The 18403-nt window shown below is 64.6% G+C and carries 15 protein-coding genes; 7 read left to right on the top strand and 8 right to left on the bottom strand.

Annotated elements, in window-relative coordinates; all coding sequences use genetic code 11:
- The first annotated feature begins 164 nt into the window (after nt 1-164).
- Entirely contained in the window at nt 165-2153 is a 1989-nt protein-coding gene (locus NCS03_RS20175) for an AI-2E family transporter (protein ID WP_250529655.1), read from the top strand.
- Here the strand turns inward: NCS03_RS20175 and NCS03_RS20170 are convergent.
- The 4 genes from NCS03_RS20170 to NCS03_RS20155 all read right to left on the bottom strand — a co-directional run bounded on the left by NCS03_RS20170 (nt 2150) and on the right by NCS03_RS20155 (nt 7081).
- Nucleotides 2150-2383, bottom strand: coding sequence for a hypothetical protein (locus tag NCS03_RS20170; RefSeq protein WP_008354254.1), 234 nt, complete (start codon nt 2381-2383; stop codon nt 2150-2152). The genes NCS03_RS20175 and NCS03_RS20170 overlap by 4 nt on opposite strands.
- 44 nt (nt 2384-2427) lie before the next feature.
- Complete coding sequence (locus NCS03_RS20165) at nt 2428-3987, bottom strand: methyl-accepting chemotaxis protein (protein ID WP_175982344.1); 1560 nt, start codon at nt 3985-3987, stop codon at nt 2428-2430.
- Nucleotides 3988-4141: 154 nt separating this feature from the next.
- On the bottom strand, nt 4142-4936 hold the full coding sequence (locus NCS03_RS20160; protein WP_008354256.1) for a 3-hydroxybutyrate dehydrogenase: 795 nt from the start codon (nt 4934-4936) through the stop codon (nt 4142-4144).
- 744 nt (nt 4937-5680) lie between these two features.
- Nucleotides 5681-7081, bottom strand: coding sequence for a GntP family permease (locus NCS03_RS20155; RefSeq protein WP_008354257.1), 1401 nt, complete (start codon nt 7079-7081; stop codon nt 5681-5683).
- Nucleotides 7082-7388: 307 nt separating this feature from the next.
- On the opposite strand from NCS03_RS20155, the gene NCS03_RS20150 reads away from it, so the two are divergent.
- Nucleotides 7389-8843 carry a sigma-54 interaction domain-containing protein gene (locus NCS03_RS20150; RefSeq protein ID WP_008354258.1) on the top strand — a complete coding sequence of 485 codons (1455 nt, stop codon included), beginning with the start codon at nt 7389-7391 and terminating at the stop codon, nt 8841-8843.
- 93 nt (nt 8844-8936) lie between these two features.
- Nucleotides 8937-9203, top strand: a complete 267-nt coding sequence (locus tag NCS03_RS20145) for a hypothetical protein (protein ID WP_008354259.1) — start codon at nt 8937-8939, stop codon at nt 9201-9203.
- A 4-nt stretch (nt 9204-9207) separates the two neighbouring features.
- Here the strand turns inward: NCS03_RS20145 and NCS03_RS20140 are convergent, their stop codons facing one another.
- Both NCS03_RS20140 and NCS03_RS20135 read right to left on the bottom strand, forming a co-directional pair.
- On the bottom strand, nt 9208-9777 hold the full coding sequence (locus NCS03_RS20140; protein ID WP_008354260.1) for a lipocalin family protein: 570 nt from the start codon (nt 9775-9777) through the stop codon (nt 9208-9210).
- Nucleotides 9778-10425: 648 nt separating this feature from the next.
- The gene (locus NCS03_RS20135) at nt 10426-10665 is read right to left on the bottom strand and encodes a DUF4148 domain-containing protein (RefSeq protein WP_008354261.1); all 240 of its coding nucleotides are present in this window, start codon (nt 10663-10665) and stop codon (nt 10426-10428) included.
- A gap of 499 nt (nt 10666-11164) precedes the next feature.
- On the opposite strand from NCS03_RS20135, the gene NCS03_RS20130 reads away from it, so the two are divergent.
- Nucleotides 11165-11716: an NADPH-dependent FMN reductase gene (locus NCS03_RS20130; protein ID WP_008354262.1), complete on the top strand. Its 552-nt coding sequence runs from the start codon at nt 11165-11167 to the stop codon at nt 11714-11716.
- 65 nt (nt 11717-11781) lie between these two features.
- On the opposite strand, the gene NCS03_RS20125 is transcribed toward NCS03_RS20130, so the two are convergent.
- Together NCS03_RS20125 and NCS03_RS20120 are read right to left on the bottom strand one after the other, a co-directional pair.
- The gene (locus tag NCS03_RS20125) at nt 11782-13167 is read right to left on the bottom strand and encodes a hypothetical protein (RefSeq protein WP_250529654.1); all 1386 of its coding nucleotides are present in this window, start codon (nt 13165-13167) and stop codon (nt 11782-11784) included.
- Between the two features lie 178 nt (nt 13168-13345).
- Nucleotides 13346-15604: a hybrid sensor histidine kinase/response regulator family protein gene (locus NCS03_RS20120; protein ID WP_175982388.1), complete on the bottom strand. Its 2259-nt coding sequence runs from the start codon at nt 15602-15604 to the stop codon at nt 13346-13348.
- 785 nt (nt 15605-16389) lie between these two features.
- Here NCS03_RS20120 and NCS03_RS20115 point away from each other — a divergent pair.
- From NCS03_RS20115 to NCS03_RS20105, 3 genes are read left to right on the top strand one after another with little or no spacing between them, the layout of a single operon-like run.
- Nucleotides 16390-16758, top strand: coding sequence for a response regulator (locus tag NCS03_RS20115; RefSeq protein WP_008354266.1), 369 nt, complete (start codon nt 16390-16392; stop codon nt 16756-16758).
- On the top strand, nt 16751-17374 hold the full coding sequence (locus tag NCS03_RS20110) for a chemotaxis protein CheC (protein ID WP_008354267.1): 624 nt from the start codon (nt 16751-16753) through the stop codon (nt 17372-17374). The genes NCS03_RS20115 and NCS03_RS20110 overlap by 8 nt, the downstream gene beginning before the upstream one ends.
- A 3-nt stretch (nt 17375-17377) precedes the next feature.
- Nucleotides 17378-18319, top strand: coding sequence for a sensor domain-containing diguanylate cyclase (locus NCS03_RS20105; protein WP_008354268.1), 942 nt, complete (start codon nt 17378-17380; stop codon nt 18317-18319).
- Nucleotides 18320-18403 lie beyond the last annotated feature (84 nt).

The raw sequence follows: 18403 nt of genomic DNA, 5'->3' as shown, positions 1-18403 counted from the left end.
GCCTCACCATTGAACCGATCGCAGCCGAATTTGAATCCCGGAGGCGCTCACCTTATTCGCGGCGAACGGCTTATCGACGGCACGCGTCTTGCATAATGCAACGTTGCTCCGGCCTGCGCACTGGCCGTTCCACGCCGACCACACACTAAAAGCGAGCCGTTTCCATGCCGCAAGCACCCGGGCCGCGCCGGCCACCCGCGAAGATCCTGCCGCCGGAAGCGCCCGGCGTGCGCGCGCTGGCGTCGCTCGTGACAGGCGTCATCGTCATTTGCGCGCTGTACTTCGGCCGCGCGGTGATGATCCCGATCATCCTCGCGATTCTGCTGAGCTTTCTGCTCGCGCCGTTCGTCGATTTCCTGCGGCGGCTGCGCTTCGGGCAAGTGCCTTCCGTGATCGTCGCCGTAGTGGTCGCGCTGTCGGTGCTGACGGCGGTCGGCGCGCTGATCGGCGCTCAGGTCGCGCAGCTCGCGGGCGATCTGCCGAAGTATCAGGTCGCCGTCGAGCGCAAGATCGATTCCGTGCAGAAGATGACTGTCGGCCGCGCCGATGAGTTTCTCGGCCGCGCATCGCGCGCGCTGAAGCGGATTTCGCCCGCGCGCGAGCAGGAGCCGAAGAACGAGGACAATCCGGCCGCTTCGCCGATCGACCAGCCGATGCCCGTCGAAGTGCACGAGCCCACGCCGACGCCGCTGGAACTCGCGCAGCGCTTTCTGTCGCCGATCATCAGTCCGCTGGAAACCACCGGCATCGTGCTCGTGGTCGCGGTGTTCATCCTGCTTCAGCGCGAAGATCTGCGCGACCGGCTGATACGGCTTTTCGGCTCGCGCGACCTGCATCGGGCGACGACCGCGATGGACGAAGCCGCGCGGCGCCTGTCGCGCTACTTCCTCGCGCAGCTCGGCATCAACGTGGGCGTGGGCATCGTCATTTCGATCGGGCTCGCGATCATCGGCGTGCCGGGCGCGCTGCTCTTCGGCGTGATGACCGCGCTTCTGCGCTTTGTGCCGTATGTCGGAACGTGGATCGCGGCGATCGTCGCGGTCGTGTTCGCGGCGGCCGTCGGTCCCGGCTGGGCGATGCTCGTGTGGACCATCGTGCTCTTCGGCGTGACGGACATCGTCGCGGGTCAAGTCGTCGAGCCGCTGCTGTACGGGCATAGCACGGGCCTGTCGCCGTTCGCGGTGATCGTCGCGGCGATTTTCTGGAGCTGGATCTGGGGGCCGATCGGCCTCGTGCTCTCGACGCCGCTCACGCTCTGCCTCGTGATTCTCGGCCGCCATGTCGATCGCCTCGAATTTCTCGACGTGCTGTTCGGCGACCGGCCCGCGCTCACGCCCGCCGAGAACTTCTATCAGCGCCTGCTCGCGAACGATCCCGACGAGGCGCTCGTGCAGGCCGAGACGTTGCTCAAGGAACGCTCTCTGATCGCGTATTACGACGATGTCGCGCTCGAAGGCTTGCGCTACGCGCATAACGACGTGCTGCGCGGCGTCGTCACGGCGGATCAGTTGCGGCGCATCAACGAGTCGGCGCTCGACATCATCGAAGGGCTGGAGGATTCGGAGGACACGGCCGTCACCGTCGCGCCGAAAGAGGACTTGCCCGCGAGTTTCGAATCGCCCGACGACGGGCCGCGCATCGCGCCCGAGACGCCGCCCGCGCGCTTCGATGCGCAGAAGGAAGGCCACACGGCGTCGGTGCTCTGCATCGCGGGGAGAAGCGAGCTCGACGATCTCGCGGCGACCATCGCCGTGCAGCTGTTTCGCAAGCACGGCCTGTACGCGGACCTCGCGGGCTACGAGCGCTTTTCGCGCGGACGCTTCGGCGAGGTCGATCTCGCCGGCGTGACGATCATCTGCGTCGTGTCGTTCGATGCCGCCGAGTCGCCGCCGTATCTGCGCAACCTGCTGCGGCGTCTGCATCAGCGCGCGCCGTCGGCGGAACTGATCGTCGGCTTGATCTTCCCCGAAAGTTCGCTGCAAGGCGAAGTGCTCGTGCGTACGAGTTCGGCGGCGGTGTCGTTCAGGGAGCTGGTCGAAGCGTGCGTGGCCGCCGCGCGCCGCCAGTCCGCCGACGGCGTGCCGTGGGCGGGCCTCAACGACGCCGGCGATGAAACCGCGCTGAACGGCCCGCGCGAGAACGTGGCGATTTAGCGGTTGCCGTCGAACAGATCGTTGAGCATGGTGTCGAAGGCGGCTTGCGCGTCTTCGAGTTCCTGAAGCGCGGCGTCGAAGGTCTGCAGCGCCATCTGCGAAGGCCGGCCGTCGCCTTCGGGCGGAAACTGCTTTTGCAGCGCCAGGAAAGCGGACTGAACCTGGCGCGTCGCGTTGACGATACGTTCCATCGCTCGCGCTTCTTCCGTGCGATTGTTCTCAGCGGTCATCGGAGACACTCCTCGTGGGCAATGTCCGATAGTACCAAGCGATCCTAAGCCTTCGCCACGGTAAAGAGGCGCACGGCTTCGTCGAGCACGACCGCGCGTTCCGCGAGGCGCTGCGCGGTGGCCGCAGCCTGCTCGACGAGCGCGGCGTTCTGCTGGGTCGAATCGTCGAGATGCGCGACCGCCTGATTCACCTGCGCGATGCCCTCGGCCTGCTCGCCGCTCGCCTTCGCGACTTCCATGATGATCGCCGATACGCGGTTCACCGCTTCGTCGATGGCGCGCATCTGGCTCGTCGTGCGCGCGACGAGGCTCGTGCCTTCCGCGATCTGCGCGACGCTCGTCGCGACGACGCCTTCGATTTCCTTCGCCGATGCCGCGCAGCGCTGCGCCAGATTGCGCACTTCGGTCGCGACGACCGCGAACGAGCGGCCCGCTTCGCCCGCGCGCGCCGCCTCGACGGCCGCGTTGAGCGCGAGGATGTTGGTCTGGAACGCGATGCCGTCGATGACATCGGTGATGTCCGCGATGCGCCGCGACGCCGCCGTGATGCCCGCCATCGTCTGCTCGACCTGGCTCGCGATGCGCCCGCCGTCGTCCGCCGCGGCCTGCGCTTCCTTGACGACTTCCAGCGCGCGCACGGTGGCGTCGGCGTTGCCTTGCACGGTCGTCGTGAGCTGATCCATCGTCGCGGCCGTCTGTTCGAGCGATGCCGCCTGCATCTCCGTGCGGCGCGACAAGTCCGTGTTGCCGCTCGAAATCTCGTTGGCGGCCTCGAGCATGCCGCCGATCTGGCCGCGCACGTCGAAGACGATCGCCGCGAGATTCGCCTTCAACTGCCCGAGCGCGCGCTGCACGTCGCCGAGATCGTCGTGACGCGCATCGGGCATGTCGGCGGTCAGATCGCCCGCGGCCATGCGCGCCGCGAAACCGGACATCGTGCGGACGGGCGCATCCACCTGACGCGAAAGCGCGAGCCAGCCCACGAAGCTCGCAACGGAACTCACGCCGAGCGCGATCCAGAAGGGCAGCGGCGGCGCGCCGCGCCATCCTGCCAGCGCCGCGACCAGCATGCTGACGGGCACGGCGGCGAAAGCCGTGGCGAGACGCGAACTCACCGGCAGGTTCGCGAGCGCCGCGAGCTTGCCCGCGATGCCGTTCTTCACGAGCGCGCCGCGCACGAGGCGTCGCGACGCGTTGCCGGCCTTGATCTGCGCGTAGAGCGCGGTGGCGTCGCGGACTTCATCGCGCGTCGGCTTCACGCGCACGGAGAGATAGCCGACGACCTTGCCGTGGTCCATCACCGGCGTGACGTTCGCGCGCACCCAGTAGTGATCGCCGTTCTTGCGGCGATTCTTGACGAGCGCGGTCCACGAGCGGCCGGCGCGCACGGTCGACCAGAGATCGGCGAACGCTTCGCGCGGCATGTCGGGATGCCGGATGAGGTTGTGCGGCTGGCCGATCAGCTCGTCGCGCGAGAAGCCCGACACCGACACGAAAGCCGGATTGCAGTACTGGATGTTGCCGGAAAGGTCGGTGGCGGAGACGAGCATCGCCGAGGCGGGGAATTCGAACTCTTGCTGGGTTACGGGCTGGTTATTGCGCATGATGTCCTTGATTCTTCTTCGCGTCGCGCGCCGCTTTTCGAAGGCGGCGCGCGTCTCATTACAAGGACATAACGGCGATTGGCCCCACAATCTTTAGGGGAATCCGACTGAAACGCTCAAGTGTGGCGATTTGTCGCCGATAGGGGCGCGTTAGTTACTGCGCGCTCCATCCGCCGTCGATTTGCAGCGCCGAGCCGCGCATTTCGCTGGCGGCATCGGAGCAGAGGAACACGGCCATATCGCCGATCTGCTGCGCCGTCACGAATTGCGCGGACGGCTGTTTGTCGCCGAGCAGCTTGGCGCGGGCCGCGTCGGGCGTGAGCGAGTCGCGGGCGGCGAGATCGTCGATCTGTTTCTGCACGAGCGGCGTGAGCACGAAGCCTGGGCAGATTGCGTTGACGGTCACGCCGGTGCGGGCGTTTTCGAGCGCGGCGACTTTGGTCAGGCCGAGAATGCCGTGTTTCGCGGCGACGTACGCCGATTTGCCCGCCGAGCCGACGAGCCCGTGCACCGACGCGATATTGATGACGCGGCCCCAGTTGCGCGCGCGCATTTGCGGCAGCGCGACGCGCATCGTGTGGAACGCCGAGCTGAGGTTAATCGCGATGATCGCGTCCCAGCGATCGACCGGGAATTCGTCGATGGTCGCGACGTGCTGGATGCCGGCGTTGTTGACGAGGACATCGACGGCGCCGAATTGCTCGTTTGCGAAGGCGATCATCGCTTCGATTTCTTCGGGCTTCGTCATGTCGGCGGGATGGTGGACCGCTTTCACGCCGGTGGCTTCGATCTGCTTCAGCGCGCCTTCGATATCGCCGAAACCGTTGAGCACGAGATTCGCGCCTGCCTGTGCGAGTGCCGTCGCGATGCCGAGGCCGATGCCGCTCGTCGAGCCGGTGACCAATGCCGTCTTGCCGGCGAGCGCTTTGTTCAATGCGGTTTGGGTCATATGCGGGTTTTTTCCTTCTTTCCGGGGTTTTGATCGGGTTCTGTGGAGTTTGGTGTGTTGGCTTGCTGTGCGTAAATTAGGGTTTTTTCTTTTTTTCGCCGGATCCCGTATTCGTGTCGGTCTATTGGCACTGCCCCTGTGCGGGGCGGCACTCACTTTCTTTGCTGCTGCAAAGAAAGTAAGCAAAGAAAGCAGCTACTGATACGCCCGCGGTCACACGCAATTTGGGTAGTCCTCTCGTCCATCGTGGGCTGCCTAAAGAGTGCCCTCAAACACCTAATCGGGCTTGGCTCGCGCACGGTCTGTAACATCGCACCACATACCAAACTGGTTCAGCACCAAATAGCTCCAGCCCGCTTCGCGGCCGACCGGTCAAGCGGGGATGCATGCGCTTCTTCACTAACGCCTCCATCTCACTGCACTTGCCTCACGTTGGTTTCCCTTGCGGACCCGGCGGCAGCGCGTAGCGCTGTGCCGAAGCCATTTCGTGCTGAACCAGCGTTCTCAACGGTTTCGGGCGGCAGACCGTGCGCGATCCAAGCCCCGTTATTGTGATGAGGGCACTCTTTAGGCGAGTGCCGCCTAGGACGAGAGTACTACCCAACGTGCGTGTGACCGCGGGCTTGAAAAGCTGCTTTCTTTGCCTACTTTCTTTGCAGCAGCAAAGAAAGTAGGTGCCGCCCCGCACAGGGGCAACGCTAATAGACCACTAAGAAAACGGGATCCGGCGTAAACCGAAAAAAATCAAACAATGCCGGTCGCGTAATAAACCGCGATAACAAAGAACACAGCCAAAGTCTTGATGATGGTCACAGCGAAAATATCGCGATAAGACTCGCGATGCGTGAGCCCGGTCACGGCCAGAAGAGTAATAACAGCACCGTTATGCGGCAGCGTATCCATACCACCGGAGGCCATAGCCACAACGCGATGCAGCACTTCCAAAGGAATATGTGCAGCTTGAGCGCCAGCGATAAACGTATCCGACATGGCAGCAAGCGCGATACTCATCCCGCCGGAAGCAGACCCCGTAATCCCCGCGAGTGACGAAACGGAGATAGCCGCATTGACGAGCGGATTGGGAATGCTCTTGAGCGCATCGCTGACCACGAGAAACCCTGGCAAAGCCGCGATCACACCACCGAAGCCATATTCGGAAGCCGTGTTCATCGCCGCGAGGAGCGCCCCCGCAACGGCCGCCCGCGTCCCCACCGCGAACCGCTCCTTCACGCGCGAAAACGCGGTCAGCAGAACGAGCACGATGCCAAGCAGCAACGCACCTTCCACCGCCCAGATCGCGACGACGGTTTTGACAGCCGTCGTGACAGGCGCATGCACGCCCGGCAGCACTTCCGGCGGCACGGTATAGCTCGCGCCATACCACGTCGGAATCCACTTCGTCAGCGCGAAGTTGGCAACGCCGACGAGAATCAGCGGCGCGATCGCGAGCATCGGATTCGGCAGCGACGTCGATTCCACACGCTCCGGCTCATTCACGAGCGACGTGCCGTAGCCTTCGCCCTTGGCCATCGCCGAGCGCCGGCGCCATTCGAGAAACGCCAGGCCGACGACGATAATGAACAGCGAACCGATCACGCCGAGCCACGGCGCGGCCCAGCCAGTCGTCTTGAAGAACGTCGTCGGGATGATGTTCTGAATCTGCGGCGTGCCCGGCAGCGAATCCATCGTGAACGAGAACGCGCCCAGCGCAATCGCGCCCGGCATCAGACGCTTCGGAATATTGCTCTGCCGATACATCTCAGCCGCGAACGGATACACCGCGAACACGACGACGAACAGCGACACGCCGCCATAGGTGAGCAACGCGCACACCGCGACGATCACCGCATTCACGCGCGACTTGCCGATGTATCGAATGGCTGCGGCGACGATCGACTCCGAGAATCCCGACAGCTCGATGACCTTGCCGAACACCGCGCCGAGCAGAAACACAGGAAAGTAGAGCTTCACGAAGCCGACCATCTTCTCCATGAAGATGCCGGAGAAAACGGGCGCGACGGCAGCGGGATCGGTGAGGAGGACGGCCGCGAGCGCGGCGATCGGCGCAAAAAGAATGACGCTGTAGCCGCGATAGGCGGCGAGCATCAGGAACGCCAGGGCGGCGAGCACGATGATGAACGACATTGAGTCTCCGTGATGGTTGTTCTTTGAAACTGTCAGCGCGCCTCTTCTGGAAGCGCTGCCGGCGCATGGATAACGCACCGCGCGTGCAAAATGCACTTTCCGTGCCAGTGTGCTGAAACTCAGGCGCGACAGGCATCAGGGGAAGATGACATCGCAAGGTTTCAGGAAAATGTCTCCGAACGGAGACATCCTCGTCTATCGAAACAGCTGCATACAGCATTGAGAACTAGTGCAGATGCGGATAGCGGGCGCGTCTCCGGATTGAGATAGTCGTCTCGATATGGAGAAAACGGAGACTTTGGGCGCCATGCGCAACGACTGGATCAACGTGCCGGCGGACTACAGCGACGTGATGCGCCGCGCGATGGAGTCGCTTTTCAAGACCTTCGAGAATCTGAGCGAAGGCACCTTCATCGTCGACGCGGACGCGCGCGTCGTGTGGATCAACAAGCGCTACGCGGCGCGCTTCGGCTTCGACGATCCGCTCGACGCGATCGGACTCGACTGCGAAGCGGTGATTCCGAACAGCCTGATGCGCGAGGTCGTCGCGACCGGCAAGCCGATTCTGCTCGACGTGCTGGAAACGGATCGCGAGCCGCTCGTCGTCACGCGTCTGCCGCTAAAGGACGACTCGGGCGCGACGGTCGGCGCGATCGGCTTCGCGCTCTTCGACGAGATGAAGGCGCTCACGCCGCTGTTCGCGCATTACTCGCGCGTGCAGCAGGAACTGATCGCGACGCGCCAGTCGCTCGCGCAGGCGCGGCGCGCGAAGTATACGTTTTCGAGCTTCGTCGGCACGAGCCCGGTCAGTCTCGAAGTGAAACGTCAGGCGCGGCGCGCGGCGCTCGTCGATTCGCCCGTGCTTCTGCTCGGCGAAACCGGCACCGGCAAGGAACTGCTCGCGCATTCGATCCACGGCGCGTCGACGCGCGCGGGTAAGCCGCTCGTGACCGTCAACGTCGCGGCGATCCCCGACACGCTGCTCGAAGTCGAGTTCTTCGGCGCGGCGGCGGGCGCGTACACGGGCGCGGAGCGGAAAGGGCGCGTCGGAAAGTTCGAACTCGCCGATGGCGGCACGCTTTTCCTCGACGAAATCGGCGATATGCCGCTGCCGCTTCAGGGCAAGCTGCTGCGCGTGCTGCAGGACAAGGAGTTCGAGCCGCTCGGCTCGAATCGCATCGTGCGCGCGGATGTCCGCATCATCGCGGCGACCTCCGCCGATCTGCCCGCGCTCGTCGCGGCGGGACGCTTTCGCGCGGACCTGTTCTATCGGCTGAACGTGCTGACGATCCACGCGCCGCCGTTGCGCGACCGGCTCGCCGATATCGAAGCGCTCGCTTACGCGATCCTCGAAGACCTGTCCGCCGATACGCGGCCGGGGCACGTCGGCCATTTCGTGCTGCATAAAGATGGCCTGCAACTGCTCGAGGCGTATTCCTGGCCCGGCAATGTCCGCGAACTGCGCAACACGCTCGAACGCGCGTTGATGCTGTCCGAAACCGAGCACATCGACGCCCGCGCGCTCTCCGCGTTCATCGATGCGGGGCGAGTGGCGATCGCGGCGCAGGCCGAACCCGTCGCCCAGGAAGGCGACGAGCCGCCGAACGTGTCGTACGCCGACGCGATGGCCGATTTCGAGCGGCGCTTTCTCTCGGATGCGTTGCGCGCGAGCGGCGGTCGGGTCGCGGATGCGGCGGAGAAAATCGGCATCGGACGGGCGACGTTGTACAAGAAGATCGCGGCGCTCGGCATCGCCGTCTGACGCACTTTTGCGAACAGGCGAATTGTCGCGAAAGCTTCGCGTGGCATACTCCCGAAATCGAAAAATAACGACCAAGAATCAAAGGGGTAGCGGATGAAAAGCGCGACGGAACTCGGCAGAAAACTCGGCCTTTCGATCATGCTGGCGGGCAGCGCGTGGGCGCTCGCCGGATGCAGCAGCGCGCCGCCGCTTTTCTCCGCCGACGGACGTCCGACGCAACAGATTCAATGCCCCGCCTACGGCGGATGGCGCAATTGCACGGACAACGCGAAGGCGCTCTGTCCGAACGGCTACGACGTGCTTGGCCAGTCGACCGAGAACAATCAGAACTCGCTGCTCGTCGCTTGCAAGGCAAGCTGAAAAGTCAGCCTTGCTGCGTTTCGCGCAGCATCGTGACGTCGTAACCGAGCGCGCGCGTGCGCTCGATCAGCGTGCGACGCAACTCCGCCGAAGGCTTCGCCTCGCGCGTCAAAATCCACAGATAACGCCCGGTCGGTTCGCCGACGATGGACCACGTGTAATCGTCGGCGTGATCGAGAATCCAGTAGTCGCCGACATAGAACGGACCGAAGAACGACACCTTCAGCTTCGTCCCATTCGATCCGGGGACGATCTTCGCGCGTCCTTCCGCCGACCGGTACGGACCGCTCAGCCCGCCTTGCCTGCACGCGTTGACGACGGATACGAGCCCGTCCTCGCGACGCGCGTAGTTCGCCGTGACGGCTTCGCAATTGCGCTCGAAGCGATTTTCGTAACGCGCGAACTCGTGCCAGTGACCGAGATAGCGATCGATGTCGACGGCCTTCGACGGTTCGGGCACGTTGTCGTTGCCGCTTGGGCGCGCCCCGTTCGACGCGCATGCAGCCAGCGTCGCGACGCCGCCGATCAGAGCCAGCGCCGCAGCGCCGTATGCCCAAGGTCTTTTGATGGTCATGTTGCCGGGGTGGGTGAGAAGTACGAGGGCTGACAGAGCAGCAAGTGCCGTTCCGTCCGCCGAGTGGCTCCCGAATTTCCTCACCTCAAGGCGTATCCTTGACCCGGGTAAATAACCGCGGGAAGCGCAAGTAGCTGTGCCGACTGGGTTTTATTCCTGGGCCGCGGCCTGGCGACAAGGCCTTTTCCTGACTCCCGAATCTGCTCACCTTTAGCGGAGCGCGTCGCGTAGCCGAAGCCGGCGCGTTTCGAAACGATGACCGGGCGGCTCGAAGTACATGCCGCGCCGCATCGTGGTCAAGCAAGTCGAATGCGTTAAAGAACAACGGCTTGGGTGGTCCACTTAAGAATGTGACTGAGCTGCCGAAATTGCTTCGCGATCCCGATGATCCGGCTATAAGTGAGGCGCGGCTGTATCGGCTGGCTCACCGTGGGGAGGCTCCCGAAACGTCTCACCTTTTTCCCTCGGAGCTCGCCATCATGCTGCCGGTCTTCGGTCTCATCATCGCGGGCTGCGCGTACTGAACGCGGCTTCGCTCTGACCGCGAAAAAAAGCCCGGCGCGGGGGCACCGGGCGAACCACCTTCATTCCGACGGTGGAGGAGGGCCAGTTCAGACTGCTTCCTCTGATTATCGAAATCGCTGCTGTTCAGTGCGCGCTGGAACCGTCGCGCACGCCGGCCTGAAGCTGTGCGTGGCGTTCCTGATAAGGACGCAATTGCGGATAGCTCAGCGCGTTGACCGCATCCAGATCGCCCGCGCGACGCGCGCTCTGTAGCTCCGCTTTCACTTCGGCGCGGGTCTTGCCCACAGGCGTCGATTGCGCAAAAGCGGGCGCGGTGGCGAGAAGCGCCGACAAAACGAGACCGCCGATCAATGAGCTTTTCATTTGAATCTCCTGGATGCGTGTGCGTCGGGCCGACGCTTGAGAGGCAGTCTAGGAGGATTCCTATTGGACAAAAATACTGATTGAGCCAACACATTGTTGTTCAGAGTGGATGAATGCGGGCCCGCGATGGCAAGTAATCGCTCACTTAATGCGGAGATTTTTACGCGATCAGCAAGGATGCGTTCCGATTCGTACGACCTTTTTGCGCGACTTGGGGCGCTTTGTTTCGTGGTTGAATCAGAAAATTATCGGAATGAAAGTTACTCTCGACTTATCCACAGAAACTGTGGATAACCATGGGGATAGCTCACTGTGAACCGCGTAGTGGCGCGGCGCGAGGTACATTGCTCGATTCATCGCAAAAATAGTCCCGATTGACTGCGCGCATTGAAGACGGCCGACCCGCGATGCGCCTATCATGTGCACGCGCGTCGTCGCGAGGACGGCGTTGTCCGGAACGCTTCATCCGCCTTTTCATACCTTTGACGGGGAAGATCTCATGGCCTTAAAGATCGCGGTGGTCGTCGGCAGTCTGCGACAGGGTTCGTTCAACAAGCAGCTCGCGCATGCGCTCGTGTCGCTCGCGCCGGGCGATTTCTCGTTCGAGTTTCTCGACATCGGCAGCCTGCCGCTGTACAGCCAGGACTACGACAGCGACTTTCCCGAAGCCGCGCGCACGTTCAAGCAGAAGATCGCCGAAGCAAACGGCCTCTTGATCGTCACGCCGGAATACAACCGCTCGATTCCCGGTGTGCTGAAGAACGCGCTCGACTGGGGCTCGCGTCCGTGGGGACAAAGCGCGTGGGGCGGCAAGCCGGGCGCGATCATCGGGACGTCGGTTGGGGCGATCGGCACGGCGATCGCGCAGTCGCATCTGCGCGGCGTGTGCGCGTACCTCGACATCGTGCTGATGAATCAGCCGGAGATGTACATCAAGCACGACGAAAAGCGCATCGACGAAAACGGCAATATCGTGAGCGAAGACACGCGCAAATATCTGCAGACGTTCATGGACAAGTACGTCGCATGGGTGCGGGATCGGGCGGCCTGAGCGCTCACCGTTCACACGAAAAAACGGCCCGCGCAAGCGGGCCGTTGTCGTGAGCGGCTCGGAACTCAGACGTGATGATGTCCCGTCACACGATCCCAGCCGTGACGAATCGCCGCCTTGAAGCGTTCCCACGTATCGCCTTCGGGGTGCTTGCTCTCCCAGTCGCGGCGCGTTTCGTATTCCATCTGATCGTCCCAGGTGCGGCTGCGGAATCGATCGTCGTTGCCGAGCGTCGCGCCGTAGCGATACGCGCCCTGATAGTCCTCGTAAGGCTCGCCCGTCGCCGAATACTTCGATGCGTAATCGGCGCGGAAGTCGTCTTCGTACTCCATGAATTCATTGGGCACGTTTTGCGGATTTCCGATGGGTCCGACCGGACCGCCCGCCTGCGTTCCCGCCGAAGCGACAACCGGATCGGGCGACGATCCCGCCGCGCGCGCCGCGCCCGCCTGAGACGGCGTCGCGGGTTCGTCGAGCGGGCTCAGCGGTTCGACGGAGCGCCATTCGGACGCCGTGTCGGTACGCACGCCGGGCAACGGAGCGCGCTCGGGCGGCACCGCGCCGGTCGTGCGCAGCGGATCGCGGCCCGCGATGGCGTCGCGCTCCGATAGCGAATCGCCCGCGAGTTCGGTGCGCGCCGCGAGCGGATCGGCGGGCGTCCCGGCGAGCGGATCGGCGGGCGTCCCGGCGAGCGGATCGGCGAGCGGATCGGCGCCGGTCGTCGCGTACGGATCCCGGCCCGTGACCGGGTCGCGACCGGCGAGCGGATCGCGGGCGGTGCGTTCGGCGTCGCTCGTCATCGACTGGGATTGGGACTGCGATTGCGACATGCCGCCGCGCGGCATCAGCGGATCGTCGGCGGGATCGCTGACGTAATCGCGCGGCGTCAGCGCGGCCGGATCGCCGACATCGGCGTGCGGATAAGCCCGCGCACGCGACGGCGTCTGGTCGGGATCGTTCACCGGCTCGCGTCCCGGCACCGCGCTGCCGCGTCCGAGGCCCAGTTCGTCGAGCACCGAATGATCGCGGTCATCGGCGGCCGCCGCGGACGTGCCGTGTTCGAGCGTCGTCCAGCTTGCCGCGCGTTCATCGATATCGATCGCGCCCTGATCGGACAGCGTCGCGCGCGCGATGTCGGCCTGCTCGACGCTCGGCGTTTCGACGGCGACGAGGATCGCACCGCGCCGCACGGCCTCGGAATAGTGCGCGACTTCCGGCGGCTGATCGCGTCCGCCGAAGAGCATGCTGAAGAAGCGCTCGATGTTGGCGAGCACGCCCGGCTCCTGATGCGTGACGGCATCGGGCATGTCGGACGGCGCGGCTGCATCGTCGCGCTTGGGATTGGCCTGCAGTTCGATATCCGCGCGCAGGAAGCCGGCGGCGATCAGGGCCGAGCGCGCGTCCTCGGCCTGCGCATAGGTGTCGAAAACTCCGATGACGGTGTGTCGCATGTACGCCTCCTGCGGATGGGCGAATTCCGAAAATCGGCGACGTCGGTCGCCGCGCATGTCGGCATTCACGCAACTCGCGTGCCGGATGCGCGTGAACCGGCGCGAGCGGCACGGCGCGGGAAAAGGAGCCGGCGCTTTTACAAACGCGCGTGCAAAAGTCGATTGCAGCGCGGGCGGTTCAGCGATCGACCGAACGCGCCGCGCGCAGATCGGAAGGCGTCGCGCCGTCGCGGATCGCGCGCAGGAGCGCGTCGAGCAGCGCGATGTCGAACGGCTTCGACAGCACGCGCGCGCCGACCTGCCGCGCGCGGTCGAGCTCTTCCGCGTAACCCGTGACGAGGATCACCGGAATGCGCGGGTGAAAGCGCTGCATCATTTCGGCGAGATCGATGCCGTTCATCTGCCCCGGCATGTGAATGTCGGAGAGCACGACATCGAACGGAAAACCGGCCGATGCGTCGGCGCGCGCGGCTTCGAGCATCGTGGCGGCGGCATCGGCGTTGAAGAGGTAGGTGACGTGGTGGCCCATCATCGTGAGCAGCGCTTCGGTGCCGGCGGCGACTTCCTCGTTGTCCTCGACGAGCAGCACGCGCAAGCCGTCCGCTTCCTGCGACGCCGCTTGTTCGTGCTTCGCGGCCGCGCCGGGCGCCGCCGCCGTCGCGCGCGGCAGGTACAGACGCACGGCGGTGCCCGCGCCGATCGCGCTGTCGATGGTCGCGAGCCCGCCCGCGCGCTCGCAGAACGCGAACACCTGCGGCAGGCCGAGGCCCGTGCCCATGCCTTTCGGCTTGGTCGTGAAAAGCGGTTCGAACGCGCGCCCGAGCACTTCGGCGCTCATGCCGAAGCCGTTGTCTTCGAGCGTGATCTGCACGAATTCGCCGGTGATCGGAAAGCCGTCCTCGTGGCGAAAGCGCACGTTGCCGGCGCGCACGGTGAAGGTGCCGCCGTTGGGCATCGCGTCGCGCGCGTTCACCGCGACGTTGATGAGCGCGAGCTCCAGTTCCGCCGGATCGACGCGGATCGCCCACACCTCCGGCGCGACTTCGACGCTGAGCGCCACCTTCGCACCGAGCGATGCGCGCAGCAACTCGCGCCCCGCCGGCACCCATTTGCCGATCGCGATGATCTCGCTGCGCAACGGCTGCTTGCGCGCGACGCCGAGCAGTTGCCGCGTGAGCGACTGGCCGCTTTTCAGCGCGCGTTCCATCGCCGTGAGTTCGCGATCGAGGCCGGGCGCGCCGCGCCGCCGCGCGATCTGCACGTTGGTCGAGACGATCATCAGCAGATTGTTGAAGTCGTGCGCGACGCTGCCGACGAGATTGCCGAGCGCCTCCATCTTGCGCGCCTGCCGATACGCCGATTCGATCGAGCGGCGCATCGACGCTTCGGCCTGCCAGCGCTCCCATGCTTCCTCTTCGGTCGCGAGGCGCCGCAACGACTGCGCGATTACGCCCCACAGCACGACGCACGGCGCGAAGATCGAGAGCGCGAGCACGCTCAGATGCTTCCACCATGCCGACCAGATCGTCGCGATCGGATAGCCGCTCGATACATAGGCCGGATACCCGCCGACGCGCCGGAACGCGACGATCTTCAGCTGATCGTCCAGCCCCGAAACCATCCTGACGACGCCGCTTCGGCCGCCCGCGCGGTACGCCTCGCGCAGCGGCGAGCTGGCCGCGAGCGCCATGCGATCGGCCGGGCGCGGCGGATACCACGCGAGCACTTCGCCGTCCGCGCGCGTCAGACCGAGCGACACGCTCGGGTTATCGCCGATCAGCTCGCGATAGAACGCGCTGAAATACGATGGGCGCAGCGCAATCGTCACCATGCCGTCGAACGCGCCCGCCGGCGTGCGCCGCGCGATGGCCGTGTTGAACACCTGCTCGCCGGCGACGCGGCCGACCATCACGCGCGAAATCCGCTGGCTCTGGCCGGCGCGCAGGCCGCCGAAATCGTCGCGCTCGGCAACGGAGATGTCGGGCGTCGGCCAGATGCGGCTCGTCGCGAGCAGCTTGCCGTCGGCGCCGAACACGGATGCCGCCGCAACTTGCTGATAGGAGCCGCTGATCGCCTTGAGGCGCTGATGGATCGTGGCGCTTTCGCGGCGGATCGCGGCGGCGTCGAGGCCGTCGAGCAGATCGACGATGCGCTCGTTGAGCGTCACGTTCAGATCGAAGACTTTCAGCGCGTGTTCTTCCGCGACGCGGGCGTTGCGCGCGACCAGATCGGAGGCGTCGGCGACGCGCGCGTGGTAATCGGTGTATGCGGTGATGGCGACGTACACGCACGGCAGCACGACCGCCGCGACCAGCAACGCGTAGAGCGTGAGGCGCTGCGCGGCGAAGTTGCGCTCGGGCACCACCGGAAAAGGCGGTTCCTCCTGCCACGACTGCGCGGCGGGAACGGCGTCGGACTCCTCACGTTGCAGCGTCATTTTTGGCAGCGAATTGGAAAACTTACTCATGGCCCGTACCTTTCGTACGCGGTAGCGGGCGTGGACGGTGCAACCGCAACTAGGACGCACGAAGCATGCCGGATCGGCGCGATTCAGCCTTCCCGGCCGTCGAACGAAGCTTGCACGCGGCGCGCAGTTAGCGAGATTCTTGGAAGCGCAAACGTACACAAAAGCATGGACTGACAGCGCATCGGAACACATCGAGCAGAATTCACCCGTATCGAACCTTATTTCATCATATTAATTCTCGCTCGGCGCCTCATCGAGTTGCTTTGACATTCTGATAATCAGACAATGCAATCCTCCGATCCGAAACGCCGCTGAGAGCGTCGGCCGGGGAATACAAGCAGCCTCCCGGCGCGCGTCGGGGCGAAGTACCGCTTGCCCGGCAAATGCGGGCAGGCAGCGCGACCGAGCGAGGAGAAAAAGGCCAAGGTCCGGGATCTCCGGATCACGCACGGGGCAGGCAACATGACGCCGATCGAGAGCCAGCATCCATCGCGCACTGGGCGCGCGCTGATTACACAGCGCCCGCCCGCCGCGTGGCGAGCCGACGTCGACAGGCGACGCGCCTGGCTCATCGCCGCCGACCTGCATCTCCGACAGCGCCCGCATTCCCGCCGGGCCCAAGGGCTCACGCCGGTTCTTCCGTGAACATCGCTATAAAGATCGCTGCGCGGATGCCGTAATCCATACGAGAGCCCGCCGTGTCCGTCGACACGACCGTTCTCCGCCCGAAAACAGCCTAAAAGATCCTGCCGACCATGCCGTTGCCGATTGTCATTGCCGATGATTCACTGCTCGCGCGCAAGGTGCTGACGCGCGCGCTGCCCCCGGACTGGGACGTCGAGATCTCCTACGCGACCAACGGGCGCGAGGCGCTCGAGCACTATCGGGCCGGCCGCGCCTCGGTGATGTTCCTCGATCTGACGATGCCCGACATGACGGGCTATCAGGTTCTCGACGCCTTGCAGCACGAAGATCTGAATACGTTCGTGATCGTCGTATCCGCCGATGTGCAGCCGATGGCCCAGGAACGCGTACGCGCGCTCGGCGCGATCGCCTTCCTGCCGAAGCCGGTGACGCCCGAAGCGCTGCGCCCCGTATTGAAGGAGTACGGTCTCCATGCTTGAAACCGCCCTCAACGAAGATCAGCGCGACGCGCTGCAGGAAGTGGCCAACATGGCGATGGGCCAGGCGGCGACGCGTCTTTCGAAGCTGCTCGGCACCTTCATCGAGCTGTCGGTGCCGCGCGTGCGCGTCGTGAGCGTGGCGGAGGCATCCGCGGCGCTTTCGGAGATGACCGGCATCACCGATACCGTCACCGCCGTGCGCCAGGGCTTCCGCTCGGACATCAAGGGCGAGGCGATCGTGCTCTGCAAGAGCGGCAGCGTCGATCAGCTATGCGCGCTCGTCGACGATCCCTACACGAAGTCCACGTACACGACGACGACGCGCACCGAGCTCGTCTTCGATATCGCGACGGTGCTGATGGGCGCGTGCGTTTCGTGCATTCTCGACCGCCTTGGCCGTTCGCCGATTTTTTCGCCGCCCGGCATGCTCGGCTCGGACATCGGGCTCGACGAGGTCTTTCAGCCCGCGATGCTCGCGTGGAAGACGGCGCTCCTGCTCGAAGTGAATTTCGCGCTCGAAGACCACAGTTTTCGCGCGCATCTCGTGATGCTGATGGCCGAGGACGCGATCGCGCATCTGAGCGAAGCGCTCGATGCGCTGCTGTCGAGCCTCTGACGAATGGAAGACCTGCGCCATCTGCTGAGCGAGCTGGTGATCGAGCGTGTCGGATTCGGCATCTTCGTGCTCGATCGCGACCTCAACGTGCTGATGTGGAACCGCTTCATGCAGGACCACAGCGGCAAGACGGCCGAGCAAGTGATCGGCAAATCGATTTTCGCGAGCTTTCCGGAACTGCCGCGCGTGTGGTTCACGCGCAAGGTCGAAAGCGTGTTCCAGCTCGGCAGCTTCGCGTTCAGTTCGTGGGAGCAGCGCCCGTATCTCTTCAAGTTCGACCACGACCGGCCGATCACCGGCGGCGTCGATTACATGCAGCAGGACTGCACGTTCATGCCGCTCACGCTAGAGGGCGACGTGCGCGCCGTCTGCGTGACGATTTCCGACGTGACGCACGCGAGCATGATGCAGCGCGCCCGCGACGAAGCCGTCGCGAAACTGCAGGAATTCGCGGACCGCGACGGCTTGACCGGCATCGCGAACCGGCGCTATTTCGAGCTGCGATTGCGCGACGAATTCCAGCGCTGGCATCGCTACGGCGGCGAACTGTCGATGCTGCTCTTCGATCTCGACCATTTCAAACGCATCAACGACGATCGCGGCCACCTCGTCGGCGATACGGTCCTGCGCGTGATGGCCGAGCGCGTCGCCAAGGCCGTGCGCGTGCAGGACGTGTTCGGGCGTTTTGGCGGCGAGGAATTCGCGCTGCTCTTGCCGTGCACGAATTTCGACGACGCGATGATCGTCGCGGAGAAAGTGCGGAGGGAGATCGGCGAGACGCCCGTCGACGTGCAGAACGCGCGCGTGCCCGTGACGGCGAGCGTCGGCGTGGCGCGTGCGCGTACCGGCGTGACGTCGTCGTACGAAGCGCTCATCAACGAGGCGGATGCGGCGCTTTACACGGCCAAGCGCGAAGGGCGCAATCGCTCGGTGGGATTTGCCTGAAAACGCGCCTGAATCCGCCCCTGAAACCGCGCCCGATGCGCCGCGCCATGTCCCGCGCGGCTCCGGCGCAATCGGGCAAAGTAT

Origin of the sequence: Caballeronia sp. ATUFL_F1_KS4A (genome assembly GCF_023630905.1) — a bacterium.
GTDB classification, from domain to species: Bacteria; Pseudomonadota; Gammaproteobacteria; order Burkholderiales; family Burkholderiaceae; genus Caballeronia; species Caballeronia zhejiangensis.
Note: the sequence above shows the minus strand (reverse complement) of the source record. Positions and strands in the feature narration are given on the sequence as shown.

Excerpts from the sequence above, each read along its gene's own strand:
- NCS03_RS20135 (WP_008354261.1), bottom strand. The coding sequence starts at position 10,665 with ATGAAAAGCTCATTGATCGGCGGTCTCGTTTTGTCGGCGCTTCTCGCC.
- NCS03_RS20155 (WP_008354257.1), bottom strand. The coding sequence starts at position 7,081 with ATGTCGTTCATCATCGTGCTCGCCGCCCTGGCGTTCCTGATGCTCGCC.
- NCS03_RS20140 (WP_008354260.1), bottom strand. The coding sequence starts at position 9,777 with ATGACCATCAAAAGACCTTGGGCATACGGCGCTGCGGCGCTGGCTCTG.
- NCS03_RS20120 (WP_175982388.1), bottom strand. The coding sequence starts at position 15,604 with ATGACGCTGCAACGTGAGGAGTCCGACGCCGTTCCCGCCGCGCAGTCG.
- NCS03_RS20105 (WP_008354268.1), top strand. The coding sequence starts at position 17,378 with ATGGAAGACCTGCGCCATCTGCTGAGCGAGCTGGTGATCGAGCGTGTC.
- NCS03_RS20175 (WP_250529655.1), top strand. The coding sequence starts at position 165 with ATGCCGCAAGCACCCGGGCCGCGCCGGCCACCCGCGAAGATCCTGCCG.
- NCS03_RS20125 (WP_250529654.1), bottom strand. The coding sequence starts at position 13,167 with ATGCGACACACCGTCATCGGAGTTTTCGACACCTATGCGCAGGCCGAG.
- NCS03_RS20150 (WP_008354258.1), top strand. The coding sequence starts at position 7,389 with ATGCGCAACGACTGGATCAACGTGCCGGCGGACTACAGCGACGTGATG.
- NCS03_RS20170 (WP_008354254.1), bottom strand. The coding sequence starts at position 2,383 with ATGACCGCTGAGAACAATCGCACGGAAGAAGCGCGAGCGATGGAACGT.
- NCS03_RS20145 (WP_008354259.1), top strand. The coding sequence starts at position 8,937 with ATGAAAAGCGCGACGGAACTCGGCAGAAAACTCGGCCTTTCGATCATG.
- NCS03_RS20160 (WP_008354256.1), bottom strand. The coding sequence starts at position 4,936 with ATGACCCAAACCGCATTGAACAAAGCGCTCGCCGGCAAGACGGCATTG.
- NCS03_RS20115 (WP_008354266.1), top strand. The coding sequence starts at position 16,390 with ATGCCGTTGCCGATTGTCATTGCCGATGATTCACTGCTCGCGCGCAAG.
- NCS03_RS20130 (WP_008354262.1), top strand. The coding sequence starts at position 11,165 with ATGGCCTTAAAGATCGCGGTGGTCGTCGGCAGTCTGCGACAGGGTTCG.
- NCS03_RS20165 (WP_175982344.1), bottom strand. The coding sequence starts at position 3,987 with ATGCGCAATAACCAGCCCGTAACCCAGCAAGAGTTCGAATTCCCCGCC.
- NCS03_RS20110 (WP_008354267.1), top strand. The coding sequence starts at position 16,751 with ATGCTTGAAACCGCCCTCAACGAAGATCAGCGCGACGCGCTGCAGGAA.